20 protein-coding genes and 2 tRNA genes are annotated in these 26317 nt (G+C 67.6%); 9 read left to right on the forward strand and 13 right to left on the reverse strand.

Annotated features, from left to right (window positions below; genetic code table 11):
- Nucleotides 1-4 precede the first annotated feature (4 nt).
- From SALA_RS15315 to SALA_RS15350, 8 genes are all read right to left on the reverse strand, one after another.
- Nucleotides 5-1054, reverse strand: a complete 1050-nt coding sequence (locus SALA_RS15315; RefSeq protein WP_041383437.1) for an aspartyl/asparaginyl beta-hydroxylase domain-containing protein — start codon at nucleotides 1052-1054, stop codon at nucleotides 5-7.
- A gap of 52 nt (nucleotides 1055-1106) precedes the next feature.
- A complete protein-coding gene (locus SALA_RS15320; protein ID WP_011543280.1) occupies nucleotides 1107-3419 on the reverse strand; it encodes an ATP-dependent helicase in 2313 nt (770 codons plus the stop codon).
- A gap of 414 nt (nucleotides 3420-3833) precedes the next feature.
- Nucleotides 3834-3908: transfer RNA gene (locus SALA_RS15325), tRNA-Glu, on the reverse strand.
- A 51-nt stretch (nucleotides 3909-3959) separates the two neighbouring features.
- A tRNA-Glu gene (locus tag SALA_RS15330) sits at nucleotides 3960-4035 on the reverse strand.
- Between the two features lie 104 nt (nucleotides 4036-4139).
- Nucleotides 4140-5906 carry a single-stranded-DNA-specific exonuclease RecJ gene (recJ, locus tag SALA_RS15335; RefSeq protein WP_011543282.1) on the reverse strand — a complete coding sequence of 589 codons (1767 nt, stop codon included), beginning with the start codon at nucleotides 5904-5906 and terminating at the stop codon, nucleotides 4140-4142.
- Nucleotides 5903-7417: a PH domain-containing protein gene (locus SALA_RS15340; RefSeq protein WP_041383438.1), complete on the reverse strand. Its 1515-nt coding sequence runs from the start codon at nucleotides 7415-7417 to the stop codon at nucleotides 5903-5905. Before SALA_RS15340 ends, recJ begins: the two co-directional genes overlap by 4 nt.
- Complete coding sequence (locus tag SALA_RS17245; RefSeq protein ID WP_041383440.1) at nucleotides 7414-7944, reverse strand: PH domain-containing protein; 531 nt, start codon at nucleotides 7942-7944, stop codon at nucleotides 7414-7416. Before SALA_RS17245 ends, SALA_RS15340 begins: the two co-directional genes overlap by 4 nt.
- A gap of 25 nt (nucleotides 7945-7969) precedes the next feature.
- Nucleotides 7970-9931, reverse strand: coding sequence for an alkyl/aryl-sulfatase (locus tag SALA_RS15350; protein WP_011543284.1), 1962 nt, complete (start codon nucleotides 9929-9931; stop codon nucleotides 7970-7972).
- 62 nt (nucleotides 9932-9993) lie between these two features.
- Between SALA_RS15350 and SALA_RS15355 the strand changes: the two genes are divergently transcribed.
- Nucleotides 9994-10482 carry a flavodoxin gene (locus SALA_RS15355; protein ID WP_011543285.1) on the forward strand — a complete coding sequence of 163 codons (489 nt, stop codon included), beginning with the start codon at nucleotides 9994-9996 and terminating at the stop codon, nucleotides 10480-10482.
- Between the two features lie 124 nt (nucleotides 10483-10606).
- On the opposite strand, the gene holA is transcribed toward SALA_RS15355, so the two are convergent.
- From holA to SALA_RS15375, 4 genes are all read right to left on the reverse strand, one after another.
- Nucleotides 10607-11638 (reverse strand): DNA polymerase III subunit delta, encoded by a 1032-nt coding sequence (gene holA, locus SALA_RS15360; protein WP_011543286.1) that lies wholly within the window; start codon nucleotides 11636-11638, stop codon nucleotides 10607-10609.
- The gene (lptE, locus tag SALA_RS15365) at nucleotides 11635-12183 is read right to left on the reverse strand and encodes an LPS assembly lipoprotein LptE (RefSeq protein ID WP_011543287.1); all 549 of its coding nucleotides are present in this window, start codon (nucleotides 12181-12183) and stop codon (nucleotides 11635-11637) included. The genes holA and lptE overlap by 4 nt, the downstream gene beginning before the upstream one ends.
- A gap of 129 nt (nucleotides 12184-12312) precedes the next feature.
- Complete coding sequence (leuS, locus tag SALA_RS15370) at nucleotides 12313-14862, reverse strand: leucine--tRNA ligase (RefSeq protein WP_011543288.1); 2550 nt, start codon at nucleotides 14860-14862, stop codon at nucleotides 12313-12315.
- A 53-nt stretch (nucleotides 14863-14915) separates the two neighbouring features.
- Complete coding sequence (locus tag SALA_RS15375) at nucleotides 14916-15377, reverse strand: DUF3576 domain-containing protein (protein WP_011543289.1); 462 nt, start codon at nucleotides 15375-15377, stop codon at nucleotides 14916-14918.
- A gap of 275 nt (nucleotides 15378-15652) precedes the next feature.
- Here SALA_RS15375 and SALA_RS15380 point away from each other — a divergent pair, with 275 nt between their 5' ends.
- A complete protein-coding gene (locus SALA_RS15380; RefSeq protein WP_237700892.1) occupies nucleotides 15653-16369 on the forward strand; it encodes a hypothetical protein in 717 nt (238 codons plus the stop codon).
- Here SALA_RS15380 and SALA_RS15385 read toward each other — a convergent pair.
- The gene (locus tag SALA_RS15385) at nucleotides 16342-16968 is read right to left on the reverse strand and encodes a thiamine phosphate synthase (RefSeq protein WP_011543291.1); all 627 of its coding nucleotides are present in this window, start codon (nucleotides 16966-16968) and stop codon (nucleotides 16342-16344) included. The genes SALA_RS15380 and SALA_RS15385 overlap by 28 nt on opposite strands.
- Before the next feature lie 56 nt (nucleotides 16969-17024).
- Here SALA_RS15385 and SALA_RS15390 point away from each other — a divergent pair, with 56 nt between their 5' ends.
- From SALA_RS15390 to sdhD, 7 genes are all read left to right on the forward strand, one after another.
- Nucleotides 17025-17687 carry a YggS family pyridoxal phosphate-dependent enzyme gene (locus SALA_RS15390; protein WP_011543292.1) on the forward strand — a complete coding sequence of 221 codons (663 nt, stop codon included), beginning with the start codon at nucleotides 17025-17027 and terminating at the stop codon, nucleotides 17685-17687.
- A 346-nt stretch (nucleotides 17688-18033) separates the two neighbouring features.
- Nucleotides 18034-20454 (forward strand): ligase-associated DNA damage response DEXH box helicase, encoded by a 2421-nt coding sequence (locus tag SALA_RS15395; protein ID WP_011543293.1) that lies wholly within the window; start codon nucleotides 18034-18036, stop codon nucleotides 20452-20454.
- 85 nt (nucleotides 20455-20539) lie between these two features.
- Nucleotides 20540-21577, forward strand: a complete 1038-nt coding sequence (locus tag SALA_RS15400) for a retroviral-like aspartic protease family protein (protein WP_011543294.1) — start codon at nucleotides 20540-20542, stop codon at nucleotides 21575-21577.
- Nucleotides 21578-21616: 39 nt separating this feature from the next.
- Nucleotides 21617-22333, forward strand: coding sequence for a ligase-associated DNA damage response endonuclease PdeM (gene pdeM / locus SALA_RS15405; protein ID WP_011543295.1), 717 nt, complete (start codon nucleotides 21617-21619; stop codon nucleotides 22331-22333).
- A 146-nt stretch (nucleotides 22334-22479) separates the two neighbouring features.
- Nucleotides 22480-25239, forward strand: a complete 2760-nt coding sequence (locus tag SALA_RS15410) for a TonB-dependent receptor (protein WP_011543296.1) — start codon at nucleotides 22480-22482, stop codon at nucleotides 25237-25239.
- 237 nt (nucleotides 25240-25476) lie between these two features.
- Nucleotides 25477-25920 (forward strand): succinate dehydrogenase, cytochrome b556 subunit, encoded by a 444-nt coding sequence (gene sdhC / locus SALA_RS15415; RefSeq protein WP_011543297.1) that lies wholly within the window; start codon nucleotides 25477-25479, stop codon nucleotides 25918-25920.
- Complete coding sequence (sdhD, locus tag SALA_RS15420; RefSeq protein WP_011543298.1) at nucleotides 25913-26317, forward strand: succinate dehydrogenase, hydrophobic membrane anchor protein; 405 nt, start codon at nucleotides 25913-25915, stop codon at nucleotides 26315-26317. Before sdhC ends, sdhD begins: the two co-directional genes overlap by 8 nt.

Here is a 26317-nt window from a genome sequence, read left to right on the forward strand (position 1 = left end):
CTGTCTATTGTTCGCCATAGGTGTCGATCGCCGCGAAGATGCGCGTCAATTGTTCGCGCTCGTCGATATCGATGTCGGGGCGCCAGATTTCGAACAGCAGGACGGTGCGGTCGCTCGCCCCGTGGTTCCACGCCTCATGCTCGAAACTGTCGTCGAAGATCATCAGCTCGCCTTCGCGCCATTCGCGCGTTTCGGCGCCGACGCGCAGGCCGCAGCCATCGGGAACGATCAGCGGCAGATGACAGATCAGGCGCGTATTGAGCAACCCGTGGTGCGACTGGATATGCGTACCGGGCATGAGGCGCGAAAAGAGCGCGATCGGCGCGCGGTTCGGGATGACGGGCTGCGGCGCCAGTTCGAGCGCGGCGAGGGTCGCGGGGCATAGACCCGCCATGCCGTCGGCGATCGCGCCATCCTTCCAGAGCCAGGCGGCGCCCCAGTCGGGCTTGTCGAGCAGCGGGTTGTTCGGCGGCGGGCGACCGGGGGCGGTAGTGACATAGGGTCCGAAAGGATCGGTCGCGCCGTCGATCATCGCGAGCAACTCGGCGCGGATCGCGTCGGTCGCCGCCTCGACCGCTTCCGCCCAATCGAAACCGGACCGCTCGAAAAAGGGGCGCTGGGCGAGACCCGGAAAATAGAACATGCTCGGCTGTTGCAGATAGAGCGGCTGTTCGCCCGCAAGCATTCGCAGCGCCTCGGCGACACGCGGCGCGGCGTTCCTTGTATCGATGCCCGCACTTCGTAGCTGGCCGAGCAGATGGTCGGCAAAGGCGCGCTCGGTGTCGGCGAGGAATTGCTCGGCGCGCTGAAGGCCGGGATGAAGCGCCGGCGGGACGCTGCGCGCCTGCACGGCGGTGGTGAGCGCCAGGCGGTAATAGCTGCCCGCTGCGCGGTCGTCGGCGAGCCGCCGCTTGAGTTCGGCCATGGCGAGCAGCGCGGCGACATTGCCGCGGTCGGCGTGGATCGCGCCGTCGAGCGCTGCCGTCTCCGCCGCGACGTCGCCACGGCGGTGCGCGTCGCGCGCCTGTTCCAGCCATGTCGTTGGTGTCGTCATCGCCCTTGCCATAACGCGGCACCCGGCCTTTGCAAGCAGAGGGCCCGCGCGTTCAGGCGGCGCGGACGAAACTGTCGAGCACGCGTTTCGATCCCGCCTGGTCGAACTCGACCTCCAGCTTGTTGCCGTCGATGTCGATGATTTCGCCGTAGCCGAACTTCTCGTGGAACACGCGCTGCCCGATCGCGAGGTCGGCGCGCGGCTTGGCGCCGACCGACGCGGCGGGGCCGCGTTCGGAGGGCGCCGGAGCGCGGGTGACGGTGTTCGATGCCGCTACCGCGCGCTGCCACGCGGGGCCGCGCGTCATCGTTCGCGATGGCTGGCGTTCAGCGACATGCGCGAAGGGATCGCCCTGCGCCGACCAATTGGCGCGCCACAGGCTCTGCCCGCCGCCGAAGCTGTTTTCCATCTCGATATGGTCGGGCGGGATTTCGGCGATGAAGCGGCTGGGGATGCTGCTCATCCACTGGCCATAGATGCGGCGGTTCGCGGCGTGATAGATGCTCGCGCGCCGGCGCGCGCGGGTGATCGCGACATAGGCGAGGCGCCGTTCTTCTTCGAGGCTGGCGGTGCCGCCTTCGTCCATCGCGCGCTGCGACGGGAAAACGCCATCCTCCCACCCCGCAAGGAAGACATGGTCGAACTCGAGCCCCTTGGCGGCGTGGATCGTCATGATCGTGACGGTTTCGGCCGACTCGTCATTGTCGCGGTCCATGACGAGGCTGACATGCTCGAGGAAGGCTTCGAGCGAGTCATACTCTTCCATCGCCCGGACGAGTTCGGAGAGGTTTTCGAGGCGCCCCGCGGCTTCGGCGCTGCGGTCGGCCTGCAGCATCGCGGTGTAGCCCGATTCGTCGAGGATGAGCTGCGTCAGCTCGGGGTGCGAGAGTTCGCCGACCTTCGCCTGCCAATTCCGCATCTGGGCGATGAAACTGGCGAGCTGACGGCGGGCCTGCGGGGTCAGTTCGTCGGTTTCGGTGATCCGCGAGGCGGCGTGGAACAGCGGCGCGCGCTCGGCCCGCGCGAACTGGTGGATGCGTTGCAGCGCCTTGTCGCCCAGCCCGCGTTTGGGGACGTTGACGATGCGCTCGAAGGCGAGGTCGTCGGCGCTCGACTGGACGAGGCGAAGGTAGGCGAGGGCGTCGCGGATTTCGGCGCGTTCATAGAAGCGGAAACCCCCGACGATGCGGTAGGGCAAGCCGATCGCGATGAAGCGGTCCTCGAACTCGCGCGTCTGGAACTGCGCGCGGACAAGAATGGCGGTGCGGTCGAGGTTCACGCCCCGATGCTGGAGCGTTTCCAGTTCTTCGCCGATCCGGCGTGCTTCCTCCGGCCCGTCCCACACGCCGACGACGCGCAGCTTGTCGCCCGCGTCGAGCTCGGTCCACAGCGTCTTGCCGAGCCGGTCCGAGTTCTGCGCGATGAGCGCCGACGCGGCCGCCAGGATCTGCGGCGTCGAGCGGTAATTCTGTTCGAGGCGGATCACCGTCGCGCCGGGAAAATCCTTTTCGAAGCGCAGGATGTTCGCGACCTCGGCGCCGCGCCACGAATAGATCGACTGGTCGTCGTCGCCGACACAGCAGATGTTTTTGCGGCTTTGCGCGAGCAGGCGGAGCCAGAGATACTGGCTGGCATTGGTGTCCTGATACTCGTCGACGAGGATATATTTGAAACGCGCCTGATATTGTTCGAGCACGTCGCGGTGCGTCTTCAGGATCACCAGCATGTGCAGCAGGAGGTCGCCGAAATCGCAGGCATTCAGCGTTTTCAGCCGTGCCTGATAGAGCGCATAGAAATGCTGCCCCTTGCCGTCGGCATAGGCCTCCTTGTCGGCGGCATCGAGGTCGGCGGGGGTGAGGCCGCGGTTTTTCCATTTGTCGATCAGCCCGGCGAGCTGGCGCGCCGGCCAGCGCTTCTCGTCGAGCCCCTCGGCCTGAATCAGCTGTTTGAGGACGCGAAGCTGGTCGTCGGTATCGAGGATGGTGAAATTGCTTTGCAGGCCCACCAGTTCGGCATGACGGCGCAGCATCCTGGCGCAAATGCTGTGAAAGGTGCCGAGCCAGGGCATCCCCTCGACCGCGTCGCCGATCATTCGCCCGATCCGCTCGCGCATCTCGCGCGCCGCCTTGTTGGTGAAGGTGACGGCGAGGATTTCGGACGGCCATGCCCGCCGCGTGGCGATGATGTGCGCGAGGCGCGCGGTGAGCGCGGCGGTCTTGCCCGTACCGGCGCCGGCAAGCATCAGCACCGGCCCTTCGGTAGTGAGGACCGCCTGCCGCTGCGGCCCGTTCAGGCCGTGCAGATAGGGCGGGTCCGAAGGGTCGGGGCGGGGGAGGTCAGGCGTCGAGGCGGGGGGATGGGGCACGCGCGAACGATTAGGGAACGGCGCGCGGACTGTCCAGTGTGGGACGGGCAGCCTGACCCGCGGGCGCGGCTGAACCGATCCAGCATGGGGGCGAGGGCGATGTCGGCGCGACGTTCGTCGATCAAGGGACGATCCGATCCCGGTGGATCAGATATACAGCACGCCGCTCTATTTGCCCGGAAAACGGCAGTTCATGCGCCAACCGCGCGAACCGCCGGACATGACGGTGCGGTACTGCCCCTTCCCCATCGGCAGGTTTGTCGCGCTTCGCCCGGCTCTTTGGCGGCTTCGGTTGCGACGGGGGTGAGCGCCATGGCGACATATCCAGATTCGGGAGCGGCGTGTAGCAATGGCATAAAATCCATATAAAACAGATATTTATGATACTGCTACAAACCCTCTGCGAGAGGATTTTGGTGACCCCTACGGGAATCGAACCCGTGTTTCAGCCGTGAGAGGGCCGCGTCCTGACCGCTAGACGAAGGGGCCGCGTGGGTCGGATGTTTCGGGAGAATACGGGCCGACCGCCCGCTCCGCCGATGGTGACCCCTACGGGACTCGAACCCGTGTTTTCGCCGTGAAAGGGCGACGTCCTGGACCGCTAGACGAAGGGGCCGTCTGATCGGTGAAGCGGCGCCTTAGACGCGCCGTCCCGCGCGGTCAAGCGCGGGACGGTCGGTGCGGCGCAAAAATGTTGCGCACCCGCGCGCACGTCCGTGGTCAGTCGGCCCAGGCAGCATCCTCGAGGTGCAGCTCGGCGGCGGGGCGGCTGCCCCAGTCGTCGCGTTTTGCCCGGCCCGCGAGCCACAGCTTGCGTCCCCGCGCGCCGAGCAGGGTCTGGCCCAGCACCGTTTCGGCGCTGCGAAAGGCGACCGCCTTGAACCGCGCGCCATCGTCGCCCGCGACGATCAGGCGGACATGATCGGTGCCGACGATCCCCGATTCGACGATTCGCACCGGCCCCGTCGCGACGCGCGGCGCGGGCCAACCGGCGCCATAGGGGCCAGCGCTTTCGATCGCGTCGCACCAGAGCGGCGAGATCCCGCGCGGCGCGAGCACGGCGTCGATCAGCAGCGCACGCTCGCCGCTCGCGCGCTCGACATCGGCGGCGAGGCGGTCGCTCAAAAAGGCGCCAAGCGCATCGACCCGGTCGGCGGCCACCGTGAGTCCCGCCGCCATCGCATGGCCGCCGCCGGCGACGAGCAAGCCCGTTTCCTTGGCGGCGAGAATGGCTGCGCCCAGGTCGACGCCCGAAATCGAGCGCCCCGATCCCTTGCCGATACCGTCCGCGTCCACCGCGATCACGATCGCGGGGCGGTGCAACCGTTCCTTGAGCCGCCCGGCGACGATGCCGATCACGCCGGGGTGCCAGCCTTCGCCGGCGACAATCGCGACGGGCGCGTTGCCGCACGCGGCGCTCGCCGCCAGCGCCTCGTCGAGCACCGCCGCCTCGATCGTGCGGCGCTCCTCGTTGAGGCGGCACAGTTGCTGCGCGATATCGGCGGCTTCCTGCGGATCGTCGGTCGTGAGCAGGCGCACGCCGAGGTCCGACTTGCCGACGCGCCCGCCCGCGTTGATGCGCGGACCGAGCGCGAAGCCCATGTCGCTTGCGCCCGGCGGCCTGGTCAGCCGCGCCGCGTCCATCAGCGCGGCGAGGCCGATATTGCCGCGCCGCGCCATCACTTTCAGCCCCTGCGTCACCAGCGCGCGATTGAAGCCGGTGAGCCGCGCGACGTCGGCGACGGTGCCGAGTGCGACAAGGTCCAGAAGCTCGATCAGCGCGGGTTCCTCGCGGCCCGCAAAAAAGCCGCGCGCGCGCAATGTGCGAAGCAGCGCCGCGCCGAGCAGGAAGGCGACGCCGACCGCGGCGAGATTGCCGTGGACCGCTGCGTCGGGCGACTCGTCGAGCCGGTTGGGGTTCACCAGCGCAAGCGCGGCGGGCAGGCTGGTCGCGCATTGGTGATGGTCGACGACGATCACCTCGACGCCGGCGGCATTGGCTTCGGCGATCGCCTCGAACGCCTGTGCGCCGCAATCGACGGTGACGATAAGTTTCGACCCCGCCTCGCCGATCTTCACCAGCGCGGCGCCCGACGGGCCATAGCCTTCCATCAGACGGTCGGGGATATAGGCGCCGACAGTTGTGCCGAGCGCCCGCAGCAGGCGGACGAGCAGCGCGGCCGATGTCGCCCCGTCGACGTCATAATCGCCGAAGATCGTCACCGCCTCCCGGCGTTCGACGGCATCGGCGAGCCGCGCCGCGGCGGCATCCATGTCGCGGAACAGCGACGGGTCGGGCATGAAGCCGCGCAGGGTCGGGGTGCGCTGGCGATCGAGATCGTCGCGCGCCACCCCGCGCGCGAGCAGCAATTGCGTGACAAGGTCGTCGGGCGCGAGATTTTCCGCCGCCATGTCGGCGCTCGCACGCCGCCAGCGCCACGACTGGCCCGCGATCGAGCAGGTGATTCCCAGTGCCGCCTCGCTCATCGCCGACTCCGTGCGGCAAGGATCCGCGCGCGCAGCTTGCGCGCTGTCATCACCGGGATCGCCGGAATCTCGTGCGCCGCGAGCGCGCTGCCCCCCGGCACGCCGAACACCAGCGTCGCAAGGCCGAGCGGGCGCTGAATGAAATCGGTCTTGAGGTCGATGCTTTGCACCGAGGCGTGCGGGAGCAGCGTCGTGCGCGGCTTCCACCAGCCGCGACGGATGGCGAGTTGATCGCCAAGATCGGCCCAGCGATGGAAGCGCGCGCCAAAGAGCGACGCAGCGGCGATCAGCGCGCCCGCGACGATCCCCAGCGCGCCGAGCGGCTGGCCGAGCGCGGTCGCGACCAGTCCGCCGATTGCAGCGAACAGCGCGCCGATGAGCCCGCCGAGCGCGACGACACCGTGGCTCTGGTGCCAGCCGGCGGCCTCGTCGGGCCGTGCGATGCCGACTTCGGCGAGGATCGGGTCGATTTCGGCGAAGCGACCAAAGGGGACGATCTGATGGTCGCGCTCCTTCTCGCCATCGCTCGCGAGGCTCTGGAGCCTCAGTTCGTGCCAGCCGAACCGGCGACGAAACCAGCCGGTGATCAGGATCGCCGCCTGCACGCGCCGGATGGGCAGCGCGACATCGGTGCGCGTCGTCAAACCCCGCGTGCGGCGCAGCGTACGCGGCTCGCGCGTCAGGCGGAAGTTCCAGTTGGCGAACATCATCGTCGCGATGCCGCTTGCAAAGCCGATGAGGAGCAACGACGCCGCCGCGCCGATCCCCGCGACCCAGCGATGCGCGAGCAGCCATTGGTCGAGCCCGTAATCCTCGGCAAGTTCGATCCAGTCCATCGGGTTGAAGATGTTGAAATCGAAAGGCAGCAGCCCGTCGAAAAACTGCATCGCGGCGCCGACAACGGCGAGCGCGGCGAGCGAGAAATTGAACAGTCCGGCGATCAGCAGCCGCCACGGCCCCATCGTGAAGAGCAGCCGATCCTCGTCGGCGACCGCGCTTTCCAGTGCAGCATCGGTGGCCGCCGCGACCGTGCCGCTGCGGTGCGCGCGGATCGTCGCGCGCAGCGCCTGCGCCGCGTCCAGCCCGATCGAATCGAGATGGGCGTCATTCTCCTGACCGCCCGCCCCCGTTTCAAATCCGACCTTGGCGATGCCGAGCGCGCGCGCGACGAGGCCCTGTTCGATGCTGACGTCCTGGATGCGGTCGAAGGGGATGGTCCGGTGCTGGCGCGCGAAGACGCCGCTTTCGATCAGCACCTCGTCGTCGCCGACAAGGAACCGGAAGCGCAGCCACTGGAACCAGGCGGCGGTGAGCGAAATGAGCAGGAAGGCCAGAACCGCGGGGACGATCCACCGCCAGTTGCCGGTAAAGCCCAGCGCCGCGACCGCGGGCAGCAGGTTGAGCGATTTGGGACCCAGCCCGGCGATGGCGAGCGCGAGCGTCGCGGGATGCAGTCGCTGCCACTCCGTCGCTTCGCGGGTTCGGGGAAACGCGGTCGCGGCCTCGGTCATGCAAAATCGGTCTGGATATGGCGGCGGATCGTCTCGCGCATCGCGGCGGCCAAATCGGCTGGCAGGCCGGGCAGCGTGACCGTGCTGTTGTGCGTGCCCGACGTGTGGACGATCAGGTGCGACAGGCCGAACCAGCGTTCGATCGGCCCCTGCCCGACGTCGATATGCTGGACGCGCACGAAGGGGACGATCGTGTCGGTGCGAAACAGCCATCCGCGCGCGACGCGCAGCTGCCCGTCGCCGATCCGGTAGCCCCAGCGCGCGACGCGGCGCGAGGGAAAGGTGAGGATCGTGACGATCGCCACGAGCCACGCCAGCGCGGTGAGCAGGCCATAGGGGCCCTCGACATGCCGGATCAGCAGATAGTCGAAGACGCTCGCACCGATCGCGAGCGGGATCAGGTTGAGCGTGGTCGCGATGCGCAGCACCTTGGTATAGGCCGGATCGACGGGATCGAGCCCCTCCGCCGCGTTGAGCGCCTCGGCGTCGAACGGATCGGTCGGGTGCGCGGCGGGGGTGTCGGTCATGCGCCTTCGTTAGCGGGTCATGCCCTTACGGCACAACTATATTGAAGCGCGGGTCGGCGGGCGGGTGAAGCGCGAACCACGACAGGAAGGCCATGCGGTCCCCCTCGATGCGAATGGCGCCCGACTGCATCAGCGCGGGAAACTGCGCCTGCCCCAGCATCACATCGTCGAGCGTCTTGCGGTTGATGGTGATCGTTGCGGTCGGCGCGGGGTCGGTCACGCCATGGCGCGGGAACTCGACCCCGCCGCCGACGACGACCGCGACGCTCTCCCGGCTGTCGGGCAGTATGAACTGGAACGTGCCGTTGAGCGCCGCGCCCTTCGCCGCATCGAAGCGCGTCGCGAGCGCATCGAAAAAGACCGCGGTGGGGATCGCGCTGACGAAAGATCGGCTCTGCCCGTTGCGTGTCGCCGCTTCGACGGCATTGCCGCGCAGGCTCGCCGCGGCGGCGAGATAATAGTTGCGCCAGGCCCCCGATTCGGCCTGATAGCCGAGCTGGTCATAGGCCGAGGCGAGCGCGTCGCGCGCCGCGCGATTGCCGGGTTCGGCAAAGACGAGCTTGTTCAGCAGTTCCGCCGCCCAGCGATAGTCCCCCGATGCAATCGCCGCGCGCCCTGCTGCCAGCAGCTTGTCGGCGCCGCCCGCCAGCGCGACATATTTGGGTGCCGATTGTTCGGGGGGCAGCGGGTTGAAATTGGCGGGATTGCCGTCCCACCAGCCGAAATAGCGCTGATAGACCGCCTTCATGTCGTGATTGAGCGTGCCATAATAGCCGCGCGTCGAAAAATCGGACGCCTGCACCGGCGCTTCGACCGTCGCGTCGGCCAGCTCATGCAGCGTCGCGCCGCGATTTGCGAGGAACAAAGTGCGGTCGTGGACATAGCGATAGGCGTCGCGCTGGTTCGCGAGCAAGGCGCGCACCTCGTCCGCGCCCCACGTCGGCCAGTGGTGCGACGCCAGCGTGACCTCGGCCACCCCGCCCCATTTCAGCAGCATCGCGTCGATCAGCTTTGACCAGCGCAGCGCGTCGCGCACCTGCGCCCCGCGCAGCGTCAATATATTGTGCAGGTTGTGCGTCACCACTTCGGTCGTGTGCAGCGTCTTGTATGCGGGGATGTAGAAGACGAACTCCGACGGCGCCTCGGTGCCGCCCGCGTCGAGAAAGTCGAACGCCAGCCCGTCGATGGTCAGTGTGCCGCCCTCGGCGCCCACCGTCTCGGTCGGCTCCATATAACCGATCGTCCCCGACGACAATTTGGGGCCCAGCCCGGTATCGACCTGTCCCCGCGGCCCCGGCGGCAGGATCGCCCCGAACATGTAAAGCGCACGCCGCCCCATCGCGGCGCCCGCGAGGACATTTTCCGACGTCGCTTCTTCGGAAAAACCGTGCGGCGCGATGATGCGGATGTTTTGGCGCGCGACCTGTTCGGGGGTCACGATGCCGCCGACGCCGCCGAAATGGTCGCTGTGACTGTGACTGAAGATTATGGCCTTGATCGGGCGTCGGCCTTCTTTAGCTTCGATCGTGTCGGCAAACAGCTTCCAGCTCGCCGCCGCGGCTTCCTCCGACAAAAGCGGATCGACGACGATCCAGCCGGTCCTGCCGTGGATCACCGTCATGACCGATATGTCATAGCCGCGCAGCTGCCAGATCTTGCCCGGCACCACCTCGAACAGCCCATGGACGGCGTTGAGCCGCGCCTGCCGCCACAAGGAGGGGTTCACCGTATCGGGCGCCTCGCGCGCCTCCAGAAAGGCATAGGGCCGCCGGTCCCAGATGACGGCGCCGTCCTTGCCGGTAATCACCCCGCCGGGAATCTCGGCGAGCTTGCCGCGCGTCGCATTCGCCTCGTCGCGCGGATCGTCGAGCGGCAGGCGCCCCGCAAGCTCGGCCTGTGCGGTGCGCGTCGCTTCGCTCGCGGCATCCTGTGCCGGCGCGGGCAGCGGCAGGCATCCTGCGATCAACAGGGTCGTCAGTCGGCGCATTTGGTTCCTCCCCCTTTTTCGCGCAGCTTGCGCCGCGCCGCCGCGCTTGGCAAGCAGGGGCGATGGACGATGTGCCGCCCCTGCTGATCGCATGGCACAGCCGCACCGGCGGCAGCGAGGCGCTCGCCAGGGCCGCGGCCGAAGGGGCGGGCGGGGCGGCGCTGCGCGTCGCGGCGGCCGATGTCACCCCCGATATGCTGCTCGCGGCGGCGGGCTATCTGTTCGTAGGCCCCGAAAATCTCGCCGCGCTGTCGGGCGCGATGAAGGAGATGTTCGACCGCGCCTATTATCCCTGCCTCGGCCGGATCGAAGGCCGCCCCTACGCGACGATCATCTGCGCAGGATCCGATGGCGAAAATGCGCAGCGCCAGCTCGACCGCATCGCGACCGGCTGGCGGCTGCGACGCGTCGCCGACCCGGTGATCGTCAACACCGACGCGCAGACGCCCGAGGCCATTCTGGCGCCCAAGACGATCGCGCCGGAGCGCCTCGCCGAAGCGCGCGACCTCGGCGCCGCGCTCGCCGAAGGACTGGCGGCGGGCATTTTCTGATCGCGCGACGATAGCCCCGACTTCTCTTTGATCGTCATCCCGGCGAAGGCCGGGATCTCGCCGCTGCGTTGATCACCAAGGGCGAGATTCCGGCCTTCGCCGGAATGACGAAATAGGGGAAGAATTATCGAGCGCGGGCGGCCTGGTGCGCGATGTCGGTCATCAGCTTGCGAAACAGCACCGCGCCCGGGGTCCCCGACGCTTTCAGCGCGCGCTCGCAGTCGAGCAGGCGGCTCATCAGGCGCGCGATGCGCAGCGAATCCCAGATGTGCAGCTGCGCCGTCACCGCGTCGCGCTCTTTCCAGAACACGCCGCTACTGCGCGCCGACACGACGGTCGCGGGGTGCGCGCCGCCGTCGACCTCGGCGCGCAGCCGCGCGAGCTGCACCGCGCGGATCGCCAGCGCGCGGATGATGCGGATTTCGGCGACGCCAACCGCGGCGGCGGTCGCAAGCATGTCGGGCAGCTCGCGCACCTTGCCCCCCAGCGCGACGTTGATGCACGCGCTGACATCCTCCTCGTGCGTCGCGGCGCCCAGCGCGGCGATGTCGGCGGCGGTCACCTGCCGCTGCCGGTCGGCGCCCGCGTCGAGATAGAGCGCGATCTTCTCGATCTCGCGGCGCATCAGCGCCTGATCGCCCGACACCAGATCGACGAGCAATTGCGCCTCGGCATTGGCGAGGCGAAGCCCCTGGTCCTGCGCCGCCGCCATCGCGATGCCGACGAGCGCGCGGCGGTCGGGCTGGTAACAGATGGCGGCAACGGCATGATCCGATCCCTCGACCAGCTTCACCAGCTTTGACTTGGCGGTGACCGATGCGCCGGTCGCGATCACCGGGTTGATCGCGGTTTCGGCGGCAAGCAGCGCCTCGACCGCGGCGAGGCTGTCGTCGCCGCCGCCCGAAAGGTCGACGCGGATCAGCCGGTTGGGCGCGAAGAGCGACATCGACGCTGCCTCGACGGCGAGCAGCGACGGGTCTTGCGCGAGTTGTCCGTTCGTCAGGTCGAGCCGCTCGGCCTCCTTGCCCGCAAGGCCGACCAGATGGGTCGCGACCGCGTCCATCGTCGCTTCGTCGGGTCCGGTGAGCAGGATGAGGCGAACCGCGGGGTCGAGGCGCGTCTGGCGTTCGAGGTCCGTGGGCTTGACGCTCTTCATTGCCCGGCGGGGCTGGGAGTGGGGGTGGCGGCACCCTGACCGCCGCCGCGGTTCGCATAGACGGCAAGCCGCGAGACGATCTGGTCGGCGATCCCCGAAGCGAGCCGTTCGAGCGCGGTCGATTCGGCGGCGATCGTCGCATATTCGCTGCCGACGACGTCGATGCCCGCGTCCTGCGCGGCGGTCGCGTCGAGCAGCACCTCGCCCGTCGCGGCCTCGATGAGCTGATAGCGCGCGCGTAACGTGCGCCGCTCGCGCGTCACGGCATCGTCGGCGCGCACGCCAAAGCCGGTGATCGAATCCTCGAGCCGCACATCGAGGCGCAGCCGCTTGCCCGCGCCGTCGCCGCCCTGCGTCGCCTGCAACCGGTCGCGCAGCGCGTTGCGGACAAGCCAGCCCTCATGGCCCGCGATCGGCGCGACATCGACGTCGGCGAGCACCTGTGCCACCGCGCCGCCGCTGCCATTGGCATAGAGGGGGCGCAGGCCGCAGCCGCCGATGGTCAGCGAGGCGGCGGCGAGGGCGGAGAGGAGGAGCGTGCGCATATCTTCAACCTGACCTAGATATCCGTTCGTGTCGAGCGAAGTCGAGACACGCTGGCGCCGTGCCCAGCGCATCTCGACTTCGCTCGATGCGAACGGAGGTGGAAGTCACAGGTTCCGACCACCGTTCGGTCAGGGAAGGATATTGACGAGCCGGTCGGGCACGACAATCACCTTCTTCGGCGCCGCGCCGCCGAGCAGTTCGACGATGCGCGGGCGCGCCAGCGCCGCGGCTTCGAGCGCCGCCTTGTCGGCGCCCTTGGCCACCGTCATCGTATCGCGCAGCTTGCCGGCCATCTGGATCGCGATCGTCACCTCGTCATCGATCAGCAGCGCGGGATCGGCGGCGGGCCAGGCGGCATCGGCGACCATCGGTGTCGTGCGCTGGCTTGCCGGGAGCGCCGTCCAGGCCTCTTCGGCAAGGTGCGGCATCATCGGCGCGACGAGCAGGATCAGCTTGGCGCACGCCTCGGCGCGCGTCGCCGAAGGTTTCGCCTTCTCGATCTCGTTGGCGAGCGCGTGGATTTTCGCCACCGCCTTGTTGAAGCCGAGCGCCTCGATGTCGGCGGCGACCCCCGCGATCGTCTGATGCAGTTTGCGCGCGAGGCCCTTGTCCTCGCCGCCGTCGCCGACATTCTCGGTCTCACCGAACAGCCGCCACAGCCGCTGGACAAAGCGCCACGCGCCCTCGATCCCCGCCTCGCTCCATGGCAGGTCGCGCTCGGGCGGACTGTCCGAGAGCATGAACCAGCGCACGGCGTCGGCGCCATATTGGTCGAGGATGGCGTCGGGATCGACGACATTCTTCTTCGACTTCGACATCTTGATGACGCGGCCGACCTCGACCGGCGCGCCGTCGGCGATCAGCGTCGCGCCGTCGGCGCCGCGCTCGACCTCGTCGGGGGTGAAATAGAGCGGTGGCAGGCCTTCCCCCTGCGGCCGGCTATAGGTTTCGTGCGTCACCATCCCCTGCGTGAACAGGCTCGCGAAGGGTTCCTCGATGTCGATCATGCCGAGCTTGTTCAGCGCGCGCGTCCAGAAGCGCGCATAGAGCAGGTGGAGGATCGCATGTTCGATGCCGCCGATATATTGGTCGACCGGCAGCCAGCGGCGGATCACCTCCGGGTCGAACGGCTTGTCCGTCGGCGCCGAGGCGAAGCGCAGGAAATACCAGCTCGAATCGACGAAGGTGTCGAGCGTGTCGGTTTCGCGCAGCGCCGCACCCTCGCAGATCGGACAGGCAACATGCTTCCACGTCGGATGACGGTCGAGCGGATTGCCGGGGACCGAAAAATCGACATCGTCGGGCAGGGTGACGGGAAGTTGGCTCTTGGGCACCGGCACCGTCCCGCAAGCGGCGCAGTGGATGAAGGGGATGGGCGTGCCCCAATAGCGCTGGCGCGACACGCCCCAGTCGCGCAGGCGCCAGACGGTCGTGCCCTTGCCCCAGCCTTCATGCTCGGCGCGGGTGATGACCGCCGCCTTCGCCTCGTCGATGCTCATCCCGTCGAGGAAGTGGCTGTTCACCAGCTTGCCGGGGCCGGTATAGGCTTCGCTGCCGGTGAAATGCTGCGCCGTCTCGTCACCGTCGGCGATCACGCGGTGGACGGGCAGCTCATATTTATGCGCGAAATCGAGGTCGCGCTGGTCGTGCGCGGGGCAACCGAAGATCGCGCCGGTGCCATAATCCATCAGCACATAATTGACGACCCAGACGGGCAGGTGCCAGTCGGGATCGAGCGGATGCTCGACCGCCAGTCCGGTGTCGAAACCCAGCTTCTCGGCGGTTTCGAGCTGCTCGGCCGATGTGCCCTGGCGGCGGCACTCGGCGATGAACGCCGCCAGTTCGGGCGAATCCTTCGCCAGCTTCTCCGCGAGCGGATGGTCGGGCGAAATCGCGGCGAAGCTCGCGCCGTAAAGCGTGTCGGGGCGCGTCGTGAAAACGGCGAAGGCCGGCGCGCCGCCGGCGAACTTGAAGGAAAACTCCAGCCCCTGCGACTTGCCGATCCAGTTTTCCTGCATCAGCCGCACCTTGTCGGGCCATTTGTCGAGGCTGCCCAGCCCTTCGAGCAGTTCGTCGGCAAAGTCGGTGATCTTGAGGAACCACTGCGACAGCTTTTTCTTTTCGACGAGGGCGCCCGAGCGCCAGCCGCGGCCGTCGATCACCTGCTCGTTCGCGAGCACGGTCATGTCGACGGGGTCCCAGTTGACGTAGCTTTCCTTGCGATAGACCAGCCCAGCGGCATGGAGGTCGAGGAAAAGCGCCTGTTCCTGCCCGTAATAATCGGGTTCGCACGTCGCAAGCTCGCGGCTCCAGTCGATCGCGAGGCCAAGGCGCTTCAACTGCGCACGCATCGCGTCGATATTGGCGCGCGTCCAGCCGCCCGGATGGACGCCCTTTTCCATCGCCGCATTTTCCGCCGGCATCCCGAAGGCGTCCCAGCCCATCGGGTGCAGCACGTCGTGCCCGGTCATCCGCTTGAACCGCGCGAGCACGTCGCCCATCGCATAGTTGCGGACATGCCCCATATGGATGCGCCCCGATGGATAGGGGAACATCTCGAGGATATAGGCCTTCGGTTTTTGGCCGCTATCGGTCGTGGCAAAGCTGTTCGCCGCCTCCCATGCCTTTTGCCAGCGGGCGTCGGCGGCGAGGGCGCCAAAGCGCGTTTCGCGGGTCATGTGTCGGCTACCCCGTTCGTCTGTCTGGGCGAGCGCGCGTTCGCGCCGCCGGATTAGTCCCTGATGGCGCTGCGGCGCAGGTCGCGCGCGCGGGTGAGGATGATTTCCTCAAGCTTCTGCACCGTTGCCGCCTGCACCGGCGCATCGACCCAGGTGCCGCCCTGCGACACCTGGCGCGACGCTGCAACGCGCAGCGCGTCGGCGCGCAGGTCCTGGTCGAGGATCGACACGGTTACTTTCATCCGCTCGCCGGGGTTCGACGGGTTGGCATACCAGTCGGTGATGACGACGCCGCCCGCCGAATCGGCCTGGAGCAGAGGCATGAAGGACAGCGCGTCGAGCGAGGCGCGCCACAAATAGCTGTTCACGCCGATCGTCGTCACCTGGCTGGCGGCAAGGTCGGCGCGCGGCCGGTCGTTGTTCGCACAGGCCGCAAGGCCAAGCGCCGCAAGCCCGGTCAGCGCAAGCGAGGCCGCACGGCGGGCGGGGCTGACGGGGACGGAAAGCTGGAACATGCCGATACACCTTATCTCTTGGGCATGGGACGGCTCGCAAACCGCCCCATGCATACGGAATTGCCAGCGTCTCTATCGCCCTTGCCGCCGTCCGGCAAGCGCGGCAATTTGCGCTCCGTCGCCGTTCAGCTTCGGGTCAGCCAGCGCGTCCGGTGTGACGAATGCGCAACAATTTTTGGCGAAATGCTCCTCGGCCACGATAATATGACCCGAATCACTGGAAATGTTACACCAACGGGCCTATCTGACGAGTCGATCGGGGTTGGAGTCGCAGAATGATGGCGCGCACATCGCGACATTTTTGGAAAGCAGGGCTCACCGCTTTGGCGGTGGGATCGCTTGCGCTCCCGCCCGCGCTCGCGGCGATGTCGAGCAGCGACCGGCTGCGCGACACCGCGCTTTCGGAAACCCTGCTCGGCCAGTTCACGCCTGCATCGGGCGACGAACGGCTGATCGCGCGTTACAACAGGATGTCGGCCGAACAGCGCCGCAATTTCAGCTTCACCCCCGCGCTCACCGACGAGGGACGCAAGAATCGCGCGATCACCGTCGTGATCCGCGCGCGCGACGATGCGTCGAGCGCGGCGCGCACCGCGGGGCTGGCGGCGAGCCGCACCGCGCCCGTGGCGATCGCCCCGGTGAAATATGATCTCGGCGCATCGGTCGGATTCGAAAAATTCGTCACACCGTCGCTGCCGCGCGGCAGCGACCTGCGCAACCTGCCGGTCGCCAAGGCACCCGAACAGGCCGAGAAAAAGTCGCGCTTCGCCACGCGCATGGTCAACCGCCCAAGCGACCCAAGCGGAGCGACCGATCGCGTCACCGCTCCCGGCGAAGCGTCCGCCGTGGATGTCGTCACCAGCTATCGCCTGACGAAGAATATCGATGTCACCGCCGGTGTGCGGTACAAGGCCGACGACCGCTTCGAACCGCTGACCGATTCGCGGCGCGACAGCCAGGCGGTCTATGTCGGGACGGCGTTCCGTTTCTGACGCAGTCGGCGTTTCGCCGGTTTTTCATCCCACGCATCGATCGCTGCCCAGCCGGCCGCGATGCCGCTCGCGCGATTGAGCCGACGCGCGCGCGCGCGCGTCATGCCGCCGAGCGCGATCGGCTGGCCGCCGGCAAGCCGCGCGAGGCGCAGCCAGGCCGCTTGCCCCAGTGCGGGCGCGCCAGGGTGCGAGCGCGTCGGATGGAGCGGGGACACGAAGGCGGCGTGCGCACCCACGCGCCGTGCGCGCCGCGCCTCGCGCGCGTCATGGACGGGCAGGGTGAGGATCAGCCCCAGTGCTTGCGCGCGCCGGGCCTGATGCAAATCGCGCTGGCGCAGATATACGCCGTCGGCGCCCCAGCGCCGCGCGATTGCGGGCGTTCCGGCGAGCAGCACGGTCAGGCGGCGCGCCCGGCCCAAGCGCATCAGCCGCCGCAGTAGCCGCCAGCGGGCGCCCGGCGGCCGGCTGTCGTGGCGCAGCACGATCCCGCTTCCGGGCGGGAGCCGTGCCGCGAGCTTCCGCAAGCCGGTCCGTGCCCGTTCGTCGCTGAACAGCCAGACGCCCGGAACTTTGGAGGGTGGAGGGTGGCGCGCGCGCATCGCCCTTCCTATAGGCGCGTCGCGAGCGCACGCAACGCGCCGATGGGAATGAGACGATGAACGAAGCAGCAGACCGGCTGGCCGAGGTGCAGGGCCATATCGCCGACGCGGCGCGCCGTGCGCGGCGCCGGCCCGACGAGATTTGCCTGATCGCGGTGTCGAAGACGCACGATGCCGACGCCATCCGTCCACTGATCGTCGCGGGCCAGCGCCATTTCGGCGAGAATCGCGTGCAGGAAGCCACGGCGAAATGGCCCGCGCTGCGCGCCGAACTGCCCGACGTCGTGTTGCACCTGATCGGCCGGCTGCAATCGAACAAGGCCGAAGAGGCGGTCGCCTTGTTCGACGCGATCCACTCGGTCGACCGCTCGTCGCTCGTGCAGGCGCTCGCCAAAGCCTGCGAAAAGACGGGCAAGCGGCCGCAACTGTTCGTGCAGGTCAATATCGGCAACGAAGAGCAAAAGGGCGGCTGCCCGGTCGCCGACCTTCCCGCATTATTGGCCGAAGCAACGGCGGCAGGTCTCCAGATCGCCGGCCTGATGGCGATCCCGCCCGCGGATATCGAACCCGCGCCCTTCTTTGCTCTGCTCGACGAACTCGCCGCGCGCCACGCGCTGCCGCTCCGCTCGATGGGGATGAGCGGCGATTATGAAACCGCGGTGATGCTGGGCGCGACGCATGTGCGCGTTGGCACGGCGCTGTTCGGCGCGCGGGACTGACCGATTAGCCGGGACCGGTTGCGACCAGAAACTGCCCTAGGGTCAGGACCCATTAATTACCCGTTCGAGGTTTGAGGCGATTTTGCTCGGGGCGAGGAGGAAAGGCGTAGGAATATGGATATATTTCAAGACTTTTCGACGCTGCCATGGGCAAAATCGGTCAAATCCCGAAGGGACGCCGAAATGGCTTCGATCTCGGACCTTCGCGGCCTTGCGGGTAGCGATGCTACCCGCTGCACCCGCCAAGGCCCGATATCTTCGCCATTTCGACGCCTCGAACGGGTAATTAATGGGTCCTGACCCTAGCATGGTTGCCCGCGCGATGCGCCTGTGACACGACCTCGCCATGCGCCTCCCCGCCCCCTTTGCCGACTGGTTCGCTGCGCGGGGATGGCGGCTGCGGCGCCATCAGGCCGATATGCTCGCCGCGGCCGGGCGCGGCGATCATGCGCTGCTCGTCGCGGCGACGGGCGCGGGCAAGACGCTTGCGGGTTTCCTGCCCAGCCTCGTCGATCTTGCGGCGCGTCCCTCCGACCGGCTGCACACCCTCTATGTCTCGCCGCTGAAGGCCCTGGCCGCCGACGTCGAACGCAATCTGCTGGGGCCGATCGCCGACATGGGGCTGGGCATCAGCGTCGAGAGCCGCAGCGGCGACACGTCGTCCGACAAAAAGGCGCGCCAACGCAGCCGCCCGCCCAACATCTTGCTCACCACCCCCGAATCGCTCTCGCTTCTGCTGTCCTGGCCTGACAGCTTCACCATGTTCGCCGACCTCAAGACCGTGGTGATCGACGAGATTCACGCCTTCGCGCCCGGCAAACGCGGCGATTTGCTGAGCCTTGCGCTGGCGCGGCTCCAGAAAATCGCCCCGGATCTACGCCGCGTCGGCCTGTCGGCGACGATCGCCGACCCCGATCAATATCGCGCCTGGCTCGCGCCCGACGCCGATGCGGACAAGGTCGCGCTCGTCGCGGGCGAGGCGGGCGCCGATCCCGCCATTTCCATCCTGCTGCCCGAAGGCGCGGTGCCCTGGGCGGGCCATTCGGGGCGCTGGGCGGTGCATCAGGTGATGGCGGAGGTCGCGAAAAACCGGACGACGATCATCTTCTGCAACACGCGCGGGCTTGCCGAGCTGATCTTTCAGGAATTGTGGAAGGTCAACGACCTGTCGCTTCCCATCGCGATCCACCACGGCAGCCTCGACCGCGAGGCGCGCCAGCGCGCGGAAGCGGCGATGGCCGAAGGGCGGCTGCGCGCGCTCGTCGCGACCTCCAGCCTCGACCTGGGGCTCGACTGGGGCGATGTCGATTGCGTGATCCAGATGGGCGCCCCCAAGGGGGCGTCGCGGCTGCTTCAGCGCATCGGCCGCGCCAATCACCGCCTCGACGAGCCGAGCCGCGCGCTGATCGTGCCCGGCAACCGCTTCGAATATCTCGAGGCGCGCGCAGCATTGGACGCGGTCGAGGCCGGGGAGCGCGATGCCGACCGCTTCCGCCCCGGTGCGCTCGACGTGCTCGCGCAGCATGTGATGGCGCTCGCCTGCGCGGCTCCGTTTCAGGAGGAGGCGCTGCTCGCCGAGATCCGCGGCGCGACGCCCTATCGCTGGATCGACGCCGACGTCTTTGCCCGCCTCCTCGGCTTCGTGCGCGACGGCGGCTATGCGCTCAAAAGCTATGACCGCTTCCTCCGCCTCGCACCCGACGGGCCCCAGGGCCCCGATCGCGGGTGGCGCATCGCGCACCCGCGGCTCGCGGCGCAGCACCGGCTGAACGCCGGGATCATCGTTGACGCGCCGACGCTCGACGTGCGTTTCAAGAACGGCCGTCGGCTGGGTAGCGTCGAGGAATATTTCGCGAGCACTTTGGTTCCGGGCGACACTTTTGCCTTCGCGGGCCTGAGCCTCGAGGTCGAGTCGATCCGCGACTCCGACCTGATCGTGCGCGCGACGACGCGGCCCGCGCGCATTCCGTCCTATATGGGCGCGCGCATGGCGCTCTCGACGCGGCTCGCCGACCGGGTGCGCGGCTTCCTCGCCGACCCCGCGAGCTGGTCGCGCTTCCCCGCTGATGTGCGCTTCTGGCTGGAGATGCAGCAATTGCGCTCGGCGCTGCCGCGTGCGGGCGAATTGCTCGTCGAAAGCTTCCCGCACGAAGGGCTGCACTATCTGGTCGCCTATCCGTTCGAGGGATGGAATGCGCACCAGTCGCTGGGCATGCTCGTCACCAAGCGGATGGACCGTGCGGGGTTGCAGCCGATGGGGTTCGTCGCCTCCGACTATGCGCTGGCGATCTGGTCGCTGCGGCCCGTGACCGCTCCCGAAAGGCTGTTCGACGCCGAAATCCTCTCGGACGAGTTTGTCGAATGGGTCGAAAACTCGCATCTTCTGAAGCGCGCCTTTCGCGAGGTGGCGGTGATCGGCGGACTGATCGCGCGCCAGCATCCGGGCAAGCGCAAGACGGGCAAGCAGGTCACCTTTTCGACCGACCTCATCTTCGACGTGCTCCGCAAATATGAGCCCGACCATCTGCTGCTGGAAGCGGCCTGGGCCGATGCGCGCGCGCGTTTGACCGACGTCGGGCGGCTGGGCGACCTGCTCGACCGCGCGGCGGGGACGATGCGGCATGTGACGCTCGATCGCATCAGCCCGCTTGCAATTCCGGTGCTCGTGCTGATCGGCCGCGAAAGCGTCGCGGCGTCCGACCTCGACGATGCGCTGCTCGGCGAGCTCGCCGACACGCTCGCCCGCACCGCGATGCGGGCGGATTGACGCGCCGGAGACGCCGGGCGTTTCGCTTGCCGACGACCGCGATGAGGCGTAGGCTGCGACAAAATATGGAAAGAGGATGCCAGCGATGACCCGTTCCGTCCGACGGCCCATCCTTGCGGCGCTGCTCGCCGCGGCCGCGCCGCTGCTGCTCGGCGCAACGCCTTCTCCCGCGACGCCGCCTTCTCCCGCGGCGACGCCCGGCCCGGCGGCCGAAACCGGCGCGCCGCCGGTCGGGGTCGTGCCTTTCATCGAACCCTTCGACCTCGACGCGACGCGGCGCATGGCGGTTCAGGTCATGATCGACGGCAAGGGCCCCTTTTCCTTTCTCGTCGACACCGGCGCCGAACGCACGGTGATCGCGCGCGAACTCGCCGACCGGCTGGGGCTTGTCGAGGGCGAAAAGTTGCGGATGGCGACGATCGGCGGATCGGCGACGGTGCCGAGCTATCATGTCGCGGCGCTCCAGATGACCAGGCTGCATCTGGCCAAGGTCAATGCCCCGGCGTTTCACGGCCGCCATATCGGCGCGGCGGGGCTGATCGGCGTCGATATGCTCGAGGAACGACGCGTGCTCATCGATTTCCGCGACGAGACGATGGAGATATTGGAAACGCGCAAGCGCGCGCGGCCCGTGATCCGCGACGATGACGCCATCGTCGTCACGGCGCGCAATTCGGCGGGGCGGCTGATCCTGTCCGACGCGCGGCTGAACGGCCGGCGCATCGACGTCATCGTCGACACCGGCGCCCAAACCAGCGTCGGCAACCTCGCTTTGCAGCGGCTGGTGGCCGAAAAGCGCGCGAACCGGCTGCCCTTCCTGCCGACGACCCTCGCCGCGGTGACAGGTGAGGACGTGCAGGCGACGCGCACCGCGATCAAGCGCATCGTCATCAACGGCATGGACATCAACGATCTTCCCGTCAGCTTCGCCGACAGTCAGGCGTTCCGCGCGCTCGGGCTCGATGAGCGCCCGGCGTTGCTCCTCGGCATGGACAGCCTGTCGCTGTTCGACCGGATCGAGATCGACTTTCCGAACAAGCGCGTCGTCTTCGACCTGCCCGAACGCGCGCACCGCAATGCGGGGCAGCGCTTCGCGGCGAATGGGGGCGCGTTCGGGGGGTAGTCGCTTGCCGTGGCGTGGGGGCATTGCCATAGGAAGCGAATGTCCGCCGCCGCGCCCTTCGACTTTGCGGGCCAGCATTTTCAGATGCTGGCCGAAAACGCCTTGTTCTGGCCGCGCCACGGCGCGCTGATCGTCGCCGACCTGCACCTCGAAAAGGCGAGCTGGTATGCGGCCCGCGGCCAGCCGCTGCCACCCTATGACAGCCACGACACGCTCGACCGGCTCGCCGCGCTTGGCGCGCGCACCGGCGCGCGCGCGATCTGGTGCCTCGGCGACAGTTTCCACGACCGCGATGCCGCCGCGCGCATCGTCCCCGCCGTTGCCGACCGGCTCGCCCGACAGGCGCGATCGGCGGCGCTCGTCTGGATCGCGGGCAATCACGACGGGCTCAGCGCGGGCGCGTGGGGCGGCACGGTCGCCGACCAACTGCTGGTCGACGGCATCGTCTTTCGCCACCAGGCCGAACGGGGCGAGAGGCGGCCCGAAATATCGGGGCATTTCCATCCCAAATTGTGCAGCCATATCCGTGGCCGTCGCGTTGCGCGCGCCTGTTTCGTCGGCGACGAGCGGCGGCTGATCCTTCCAGCCTTTGGCAGTTTCGCGGGTGGATTGGCGGCGGATGACCCGGCCATCGCCGCCAATTTCGGCGGCCCCTATCGGGCGATGCTCGTGGCAGGCGGGCGACGGCTCGATTTCCCCTGTCCCGGCCACGCGGCGGGTGACGCTACGGCACGCCCGGCTGCTGCTGCGCCTTAGGTCTTCAGGCTGGTTCCGGCCTGTGGCCAAAAAGCATCACCCCGGCAAAAACGACGCAAATGCTGGCGTTTCGCTGGAATGGCGGCGCAATTGGGTTATGTTCCCGCCGCAACAAAAATAATGAAATGTTGAGAGGAGTGCCCGAAATGAAATCATCTTCCCTTCATGCTGCCCGCCTGCTGCGCACGACGGCGATGGGCGTGTCGATTGTGATCGCGAGCATGGCGGCGCCTGCGCTGGCGCAGGACAGCGGCGCCGATACGGCGACCGACGACAGCGGCGACGCGCCGATCGTCGTCACCGCGCAGGGCCGTTCGCAGCTTCTGTCCGACGTGCCCGTCGCCATTTCGGCGGTCAGCGCCGAAACGCTGCAGAACAGCGGCGCGAACGACATTCGCCAGCTCAATCAGGTGGCGCCGTCGCTGCTCGTTTCGTCGACCGGCAGCGAAGCCAATGGTTCGGCGCGTATCCGCGGCATCGGCACGGTCGGCGACAACCCCGGCCTCGAAAGCTCGGTCCCGGTCTTCATCGACGGCGTCTATCGCTCGCGTTCGGGCATCGGTCTCAACGAACTGGGCGAGATCGACCGGGTCGAGGTGCAGCGCGGACCGCAGGGCACGCTCGGCGGCCGCAACTCGTCGGCGGGCCTCATCAGCATCTATTCGAAAAAGCCCGATTTCCAGTTCGGCGCTTCGGGTGAAATCACCTATGGCAATTATGATTATTGGCGCCTCGGCGGCAGCGTCACCGGGCCGATCAGCGACACGCTCGCCGCGCGCATCGACGGCATCTGGGTGAAGCGCGACGGCTTCTATCGCGACGCGACCAACAACACCGACGTCAACGACCGCGACCGTTATTTCACGCGCGGCCAGCTGTTGTTCGAGCCGACCGACGCGCTGTCGATCCGGCTGATCGCCGACTATACCTTCCGCGATGAAAAATGCTGCGCCGCCACCTATGTCGACAGCAGCGTCAATCCTTTCATCGGCAACCTCAACAATCCGGGCGTGCCGGTTACGCCGACGACGAACAACATCATCCGGGTGCTCGCCGACCTCGGTCAGCCGCTCAGCGCTTTCAACCAGGGATACAGCCGCGACATTTCGGTCACCCCCGGCCGCAGCTATGCGGGCGAAACCAAGGACTACGGCTTCTCGGGCCAGATCGATTATGATTTCGGCGGCGCGACGCTGACCTCGATCACCGCTTATCGCGAATATCGGTCGAGCCAGGCGTCGGACACCGACTATGGCACGGTCGACATCCTCTATCGTGCGCCCGACGATGACGCCTATCGCCAGTTCCACACCTTCACGCAGGAACTGCGCCTCAACGGCGAGGCGTTCGACGGCAAGCTCGACTGGCTCGTCGGCGGCTTCTTCGCCAATGAAAAGCTGACGGTGCGCGACAATCTGCGTTTCGGCAGCCAATATGGCCGCTTCGCCAATTGCCGCATCATTTCGGGCGGCGGGCTGGCCGGTCTCTATTCGCCGACGTCGCCGCTCTGCGTCGTTCCCGGCGTCGGTCCCGCGACCATCGCCGCCGCCAGCGGCGCGTCGGGGCCCGACATCGTCGCGGCTTTCACCGCCCTCGACGGCCTCAACGACCGTGGCACAATCAACGACCGCTATCGGCAGAATGGCACGAACTGGGCGCTGTTCACGCACAATATCGTCCACATCACCGACCAGCTCGATTTCACCTTCGGCGTGCGTTACACGCACGACAAGAAGAAATTCTCGGCGGCCTTCACCAACGACAACACGGCCTGCACGACGATCCAGGGCCTCGTGCTCGACGATCTGGCGAGCCCCAACGCCACCGCGCGCGCGCTCGCGGGCGCGCTGATCGGGCTCGGTTGCCAGGGCAATTCGACCGCCGAGCTCAACGGCGTTTCGATCCGCGACAGCCGCAGCGAGGACGAATGGACCGGCACCGGCATTCTGTCGTACAAGCCGATGGACGACCTTCTGCTCTATGCCAGCTATTCGCGCGGCTACAAGGCGGGCGGCTTCAACCTCGACCGCTCGGCGCTCAAGTCGCCGATCCTGCCGTTCGGCGGGCAGGCCGGGGCGCAGTCGCTCGTCGGCAACCTCCAGTTCGATCCCGAACTGGTCGATGCCTATGAAATCGGCGCCAAATATTCGACGGGCCCGTTCAGCCTCAGCCTTTCGGCCTTCCGGTCCGATTTCAGCAACTTCCAGCTGAACACCTTCAACGGCAGCGTGTTTATCGTCCAGACGGTCAACGGCTGCGGCGGCGACCTTGTCGGTGGTCCCGATGCGGATACGGACACCAGCAACACGACCGGCGCGTGCGCCACCGACGATGTCAGCTGGGGCGTCCGTGCACAGGGTTTCGAGCTTGAAGCCTCGCTGGTTCCGGCGCGCAATTTCCGCATGGCGGCGGGCCTGACCTATGCGCGCACCAAATATCGCAAGGACCTGGTCGGCAACAAGAATGGCGACCCGCTCGACGCGGCGCTGCGCAAGCTGCCCGGCGACAATCTGTCGAACGCGCCCGAACTCGTCGCGACCGGCAGCATCAGCTGGACGCCCGACATCGGCAGCAGCGGCCTCACCGGCCTCGTCTATATCGACGGCCGCATGACCAGCGATTACAACACCGGCTCCGACCTCTTCCCGCAAAAGGAACAGGACGGCTATGCGCTGTTCAACGCGCGCCTCGGCGTGCGCGGTCCCGACGAGAAATGGGCCGTCGAACTCTGGGCGCAGAATCTGTTCAACAAGCAATATGCGCAGGTTGCGTTCAACTCGCCCTTCCAGGCGGGTGCATCGTCGGCACCCTTCACCGACCCGCAATTTCCGGGCGGGCGCCAGATCTTCTCGCAGTTCCTCGCCGAACCGCGCACCTATGGCGTGACGTTGCGCGGCAAGTTCTGACCGCGCTTCGGGCATGACATTTCGGGGGCGGGGCCGTTGGTCCCGCCCCCTTTTCATTTGCGCGGCGACCTCGCCCCGTCACCGGTGGCCGCGACCCGGATGCCGCGCGCGCTGGGCACGCGCCGTGCGGTCGGCCACGCAAAATCTTGCGTCCATCGCCCGCTAAGCAATTGCATATCGCGGCGGGAAGGCTTAACCGGCGGCGCATCGACCGTTTAGAGTCAGGACAGGGCTGATATGGCTGGCAACGAACCGGGCGCGCGGCCGCGCTCGCCTCACCTGCAAGTGTATAAATGGACGCCCGCGATGGCGGTCTCCATCTTTCACCGCGTCAGCGGCGACGGGCTGGCGATCGTCGGCGCGGGCATGTTCCTCTGGTGGCTCGGCGCGCTCGCCGCGGGCCCCGACGCCTATGCCGCCTTTGTCGCCTGCGTCTGGCACGATCCCGATGCGGGGACATTCCATCAGGTGACCAATATCCTCGGCAAGATCGTGTTGATCGGCCTCACCTGGGCCTTTTTCCAGCATCTCTTTTCGGGGCTGCGCCATTTCGTGCTCGACGCGGGCGCGGGGTATGAACTCAGGACGAACAGGCTCTGGTCGACGCTCGTTTTCGTCGGTGCGCTGGCCGCGACCGCCGCGACCTGGCTCTACATACTGCAGGGGACGTTCAATGGGTAATGGAACGCGCCTCGGTCGCGTGCGCGGGCTCGGCTCGTCGCATCACGGATCGCATCACTGGCTGCAACAGCGGCTGACCGCGCTCGGCAACATCCTGCTCGTCTCTTTCCTCTTCGTCTCGCTGCTGCGCCTGCCGCTCGCCGATCATGGCGCGGTGCTGCGCTGGGCGTCGAACCCCTCGGTCGCGCTGGCGCTGATCCTGATGGTCATCAGCGTTTTCTGGCACCTGCGGCTGGGGTTGCAGGTGATGATCGAGGATTACATCCATGGCGAAGCAACGCGGCTGTTCGCGCTCGTCCTGTTGAACTTCTACGCGATCGGCGGCGCCGCCTATGGCATTTTCGCGATCGTGCGCATCGCGCTGGCGCCCGCGGCGCTCGGCCCCGGGGGCATGTAA

The organism is Sphingopyxis alaskensis RB2256, from assembly GCF_000013985.1.
Classification (GTDB): Bacteria; Pseudomonadota; Alphaproteobacteria; order Sphingomonadales; family Sphingomonadaceae; genus Sphingopyxis; species Sphingopyxis alaskensis.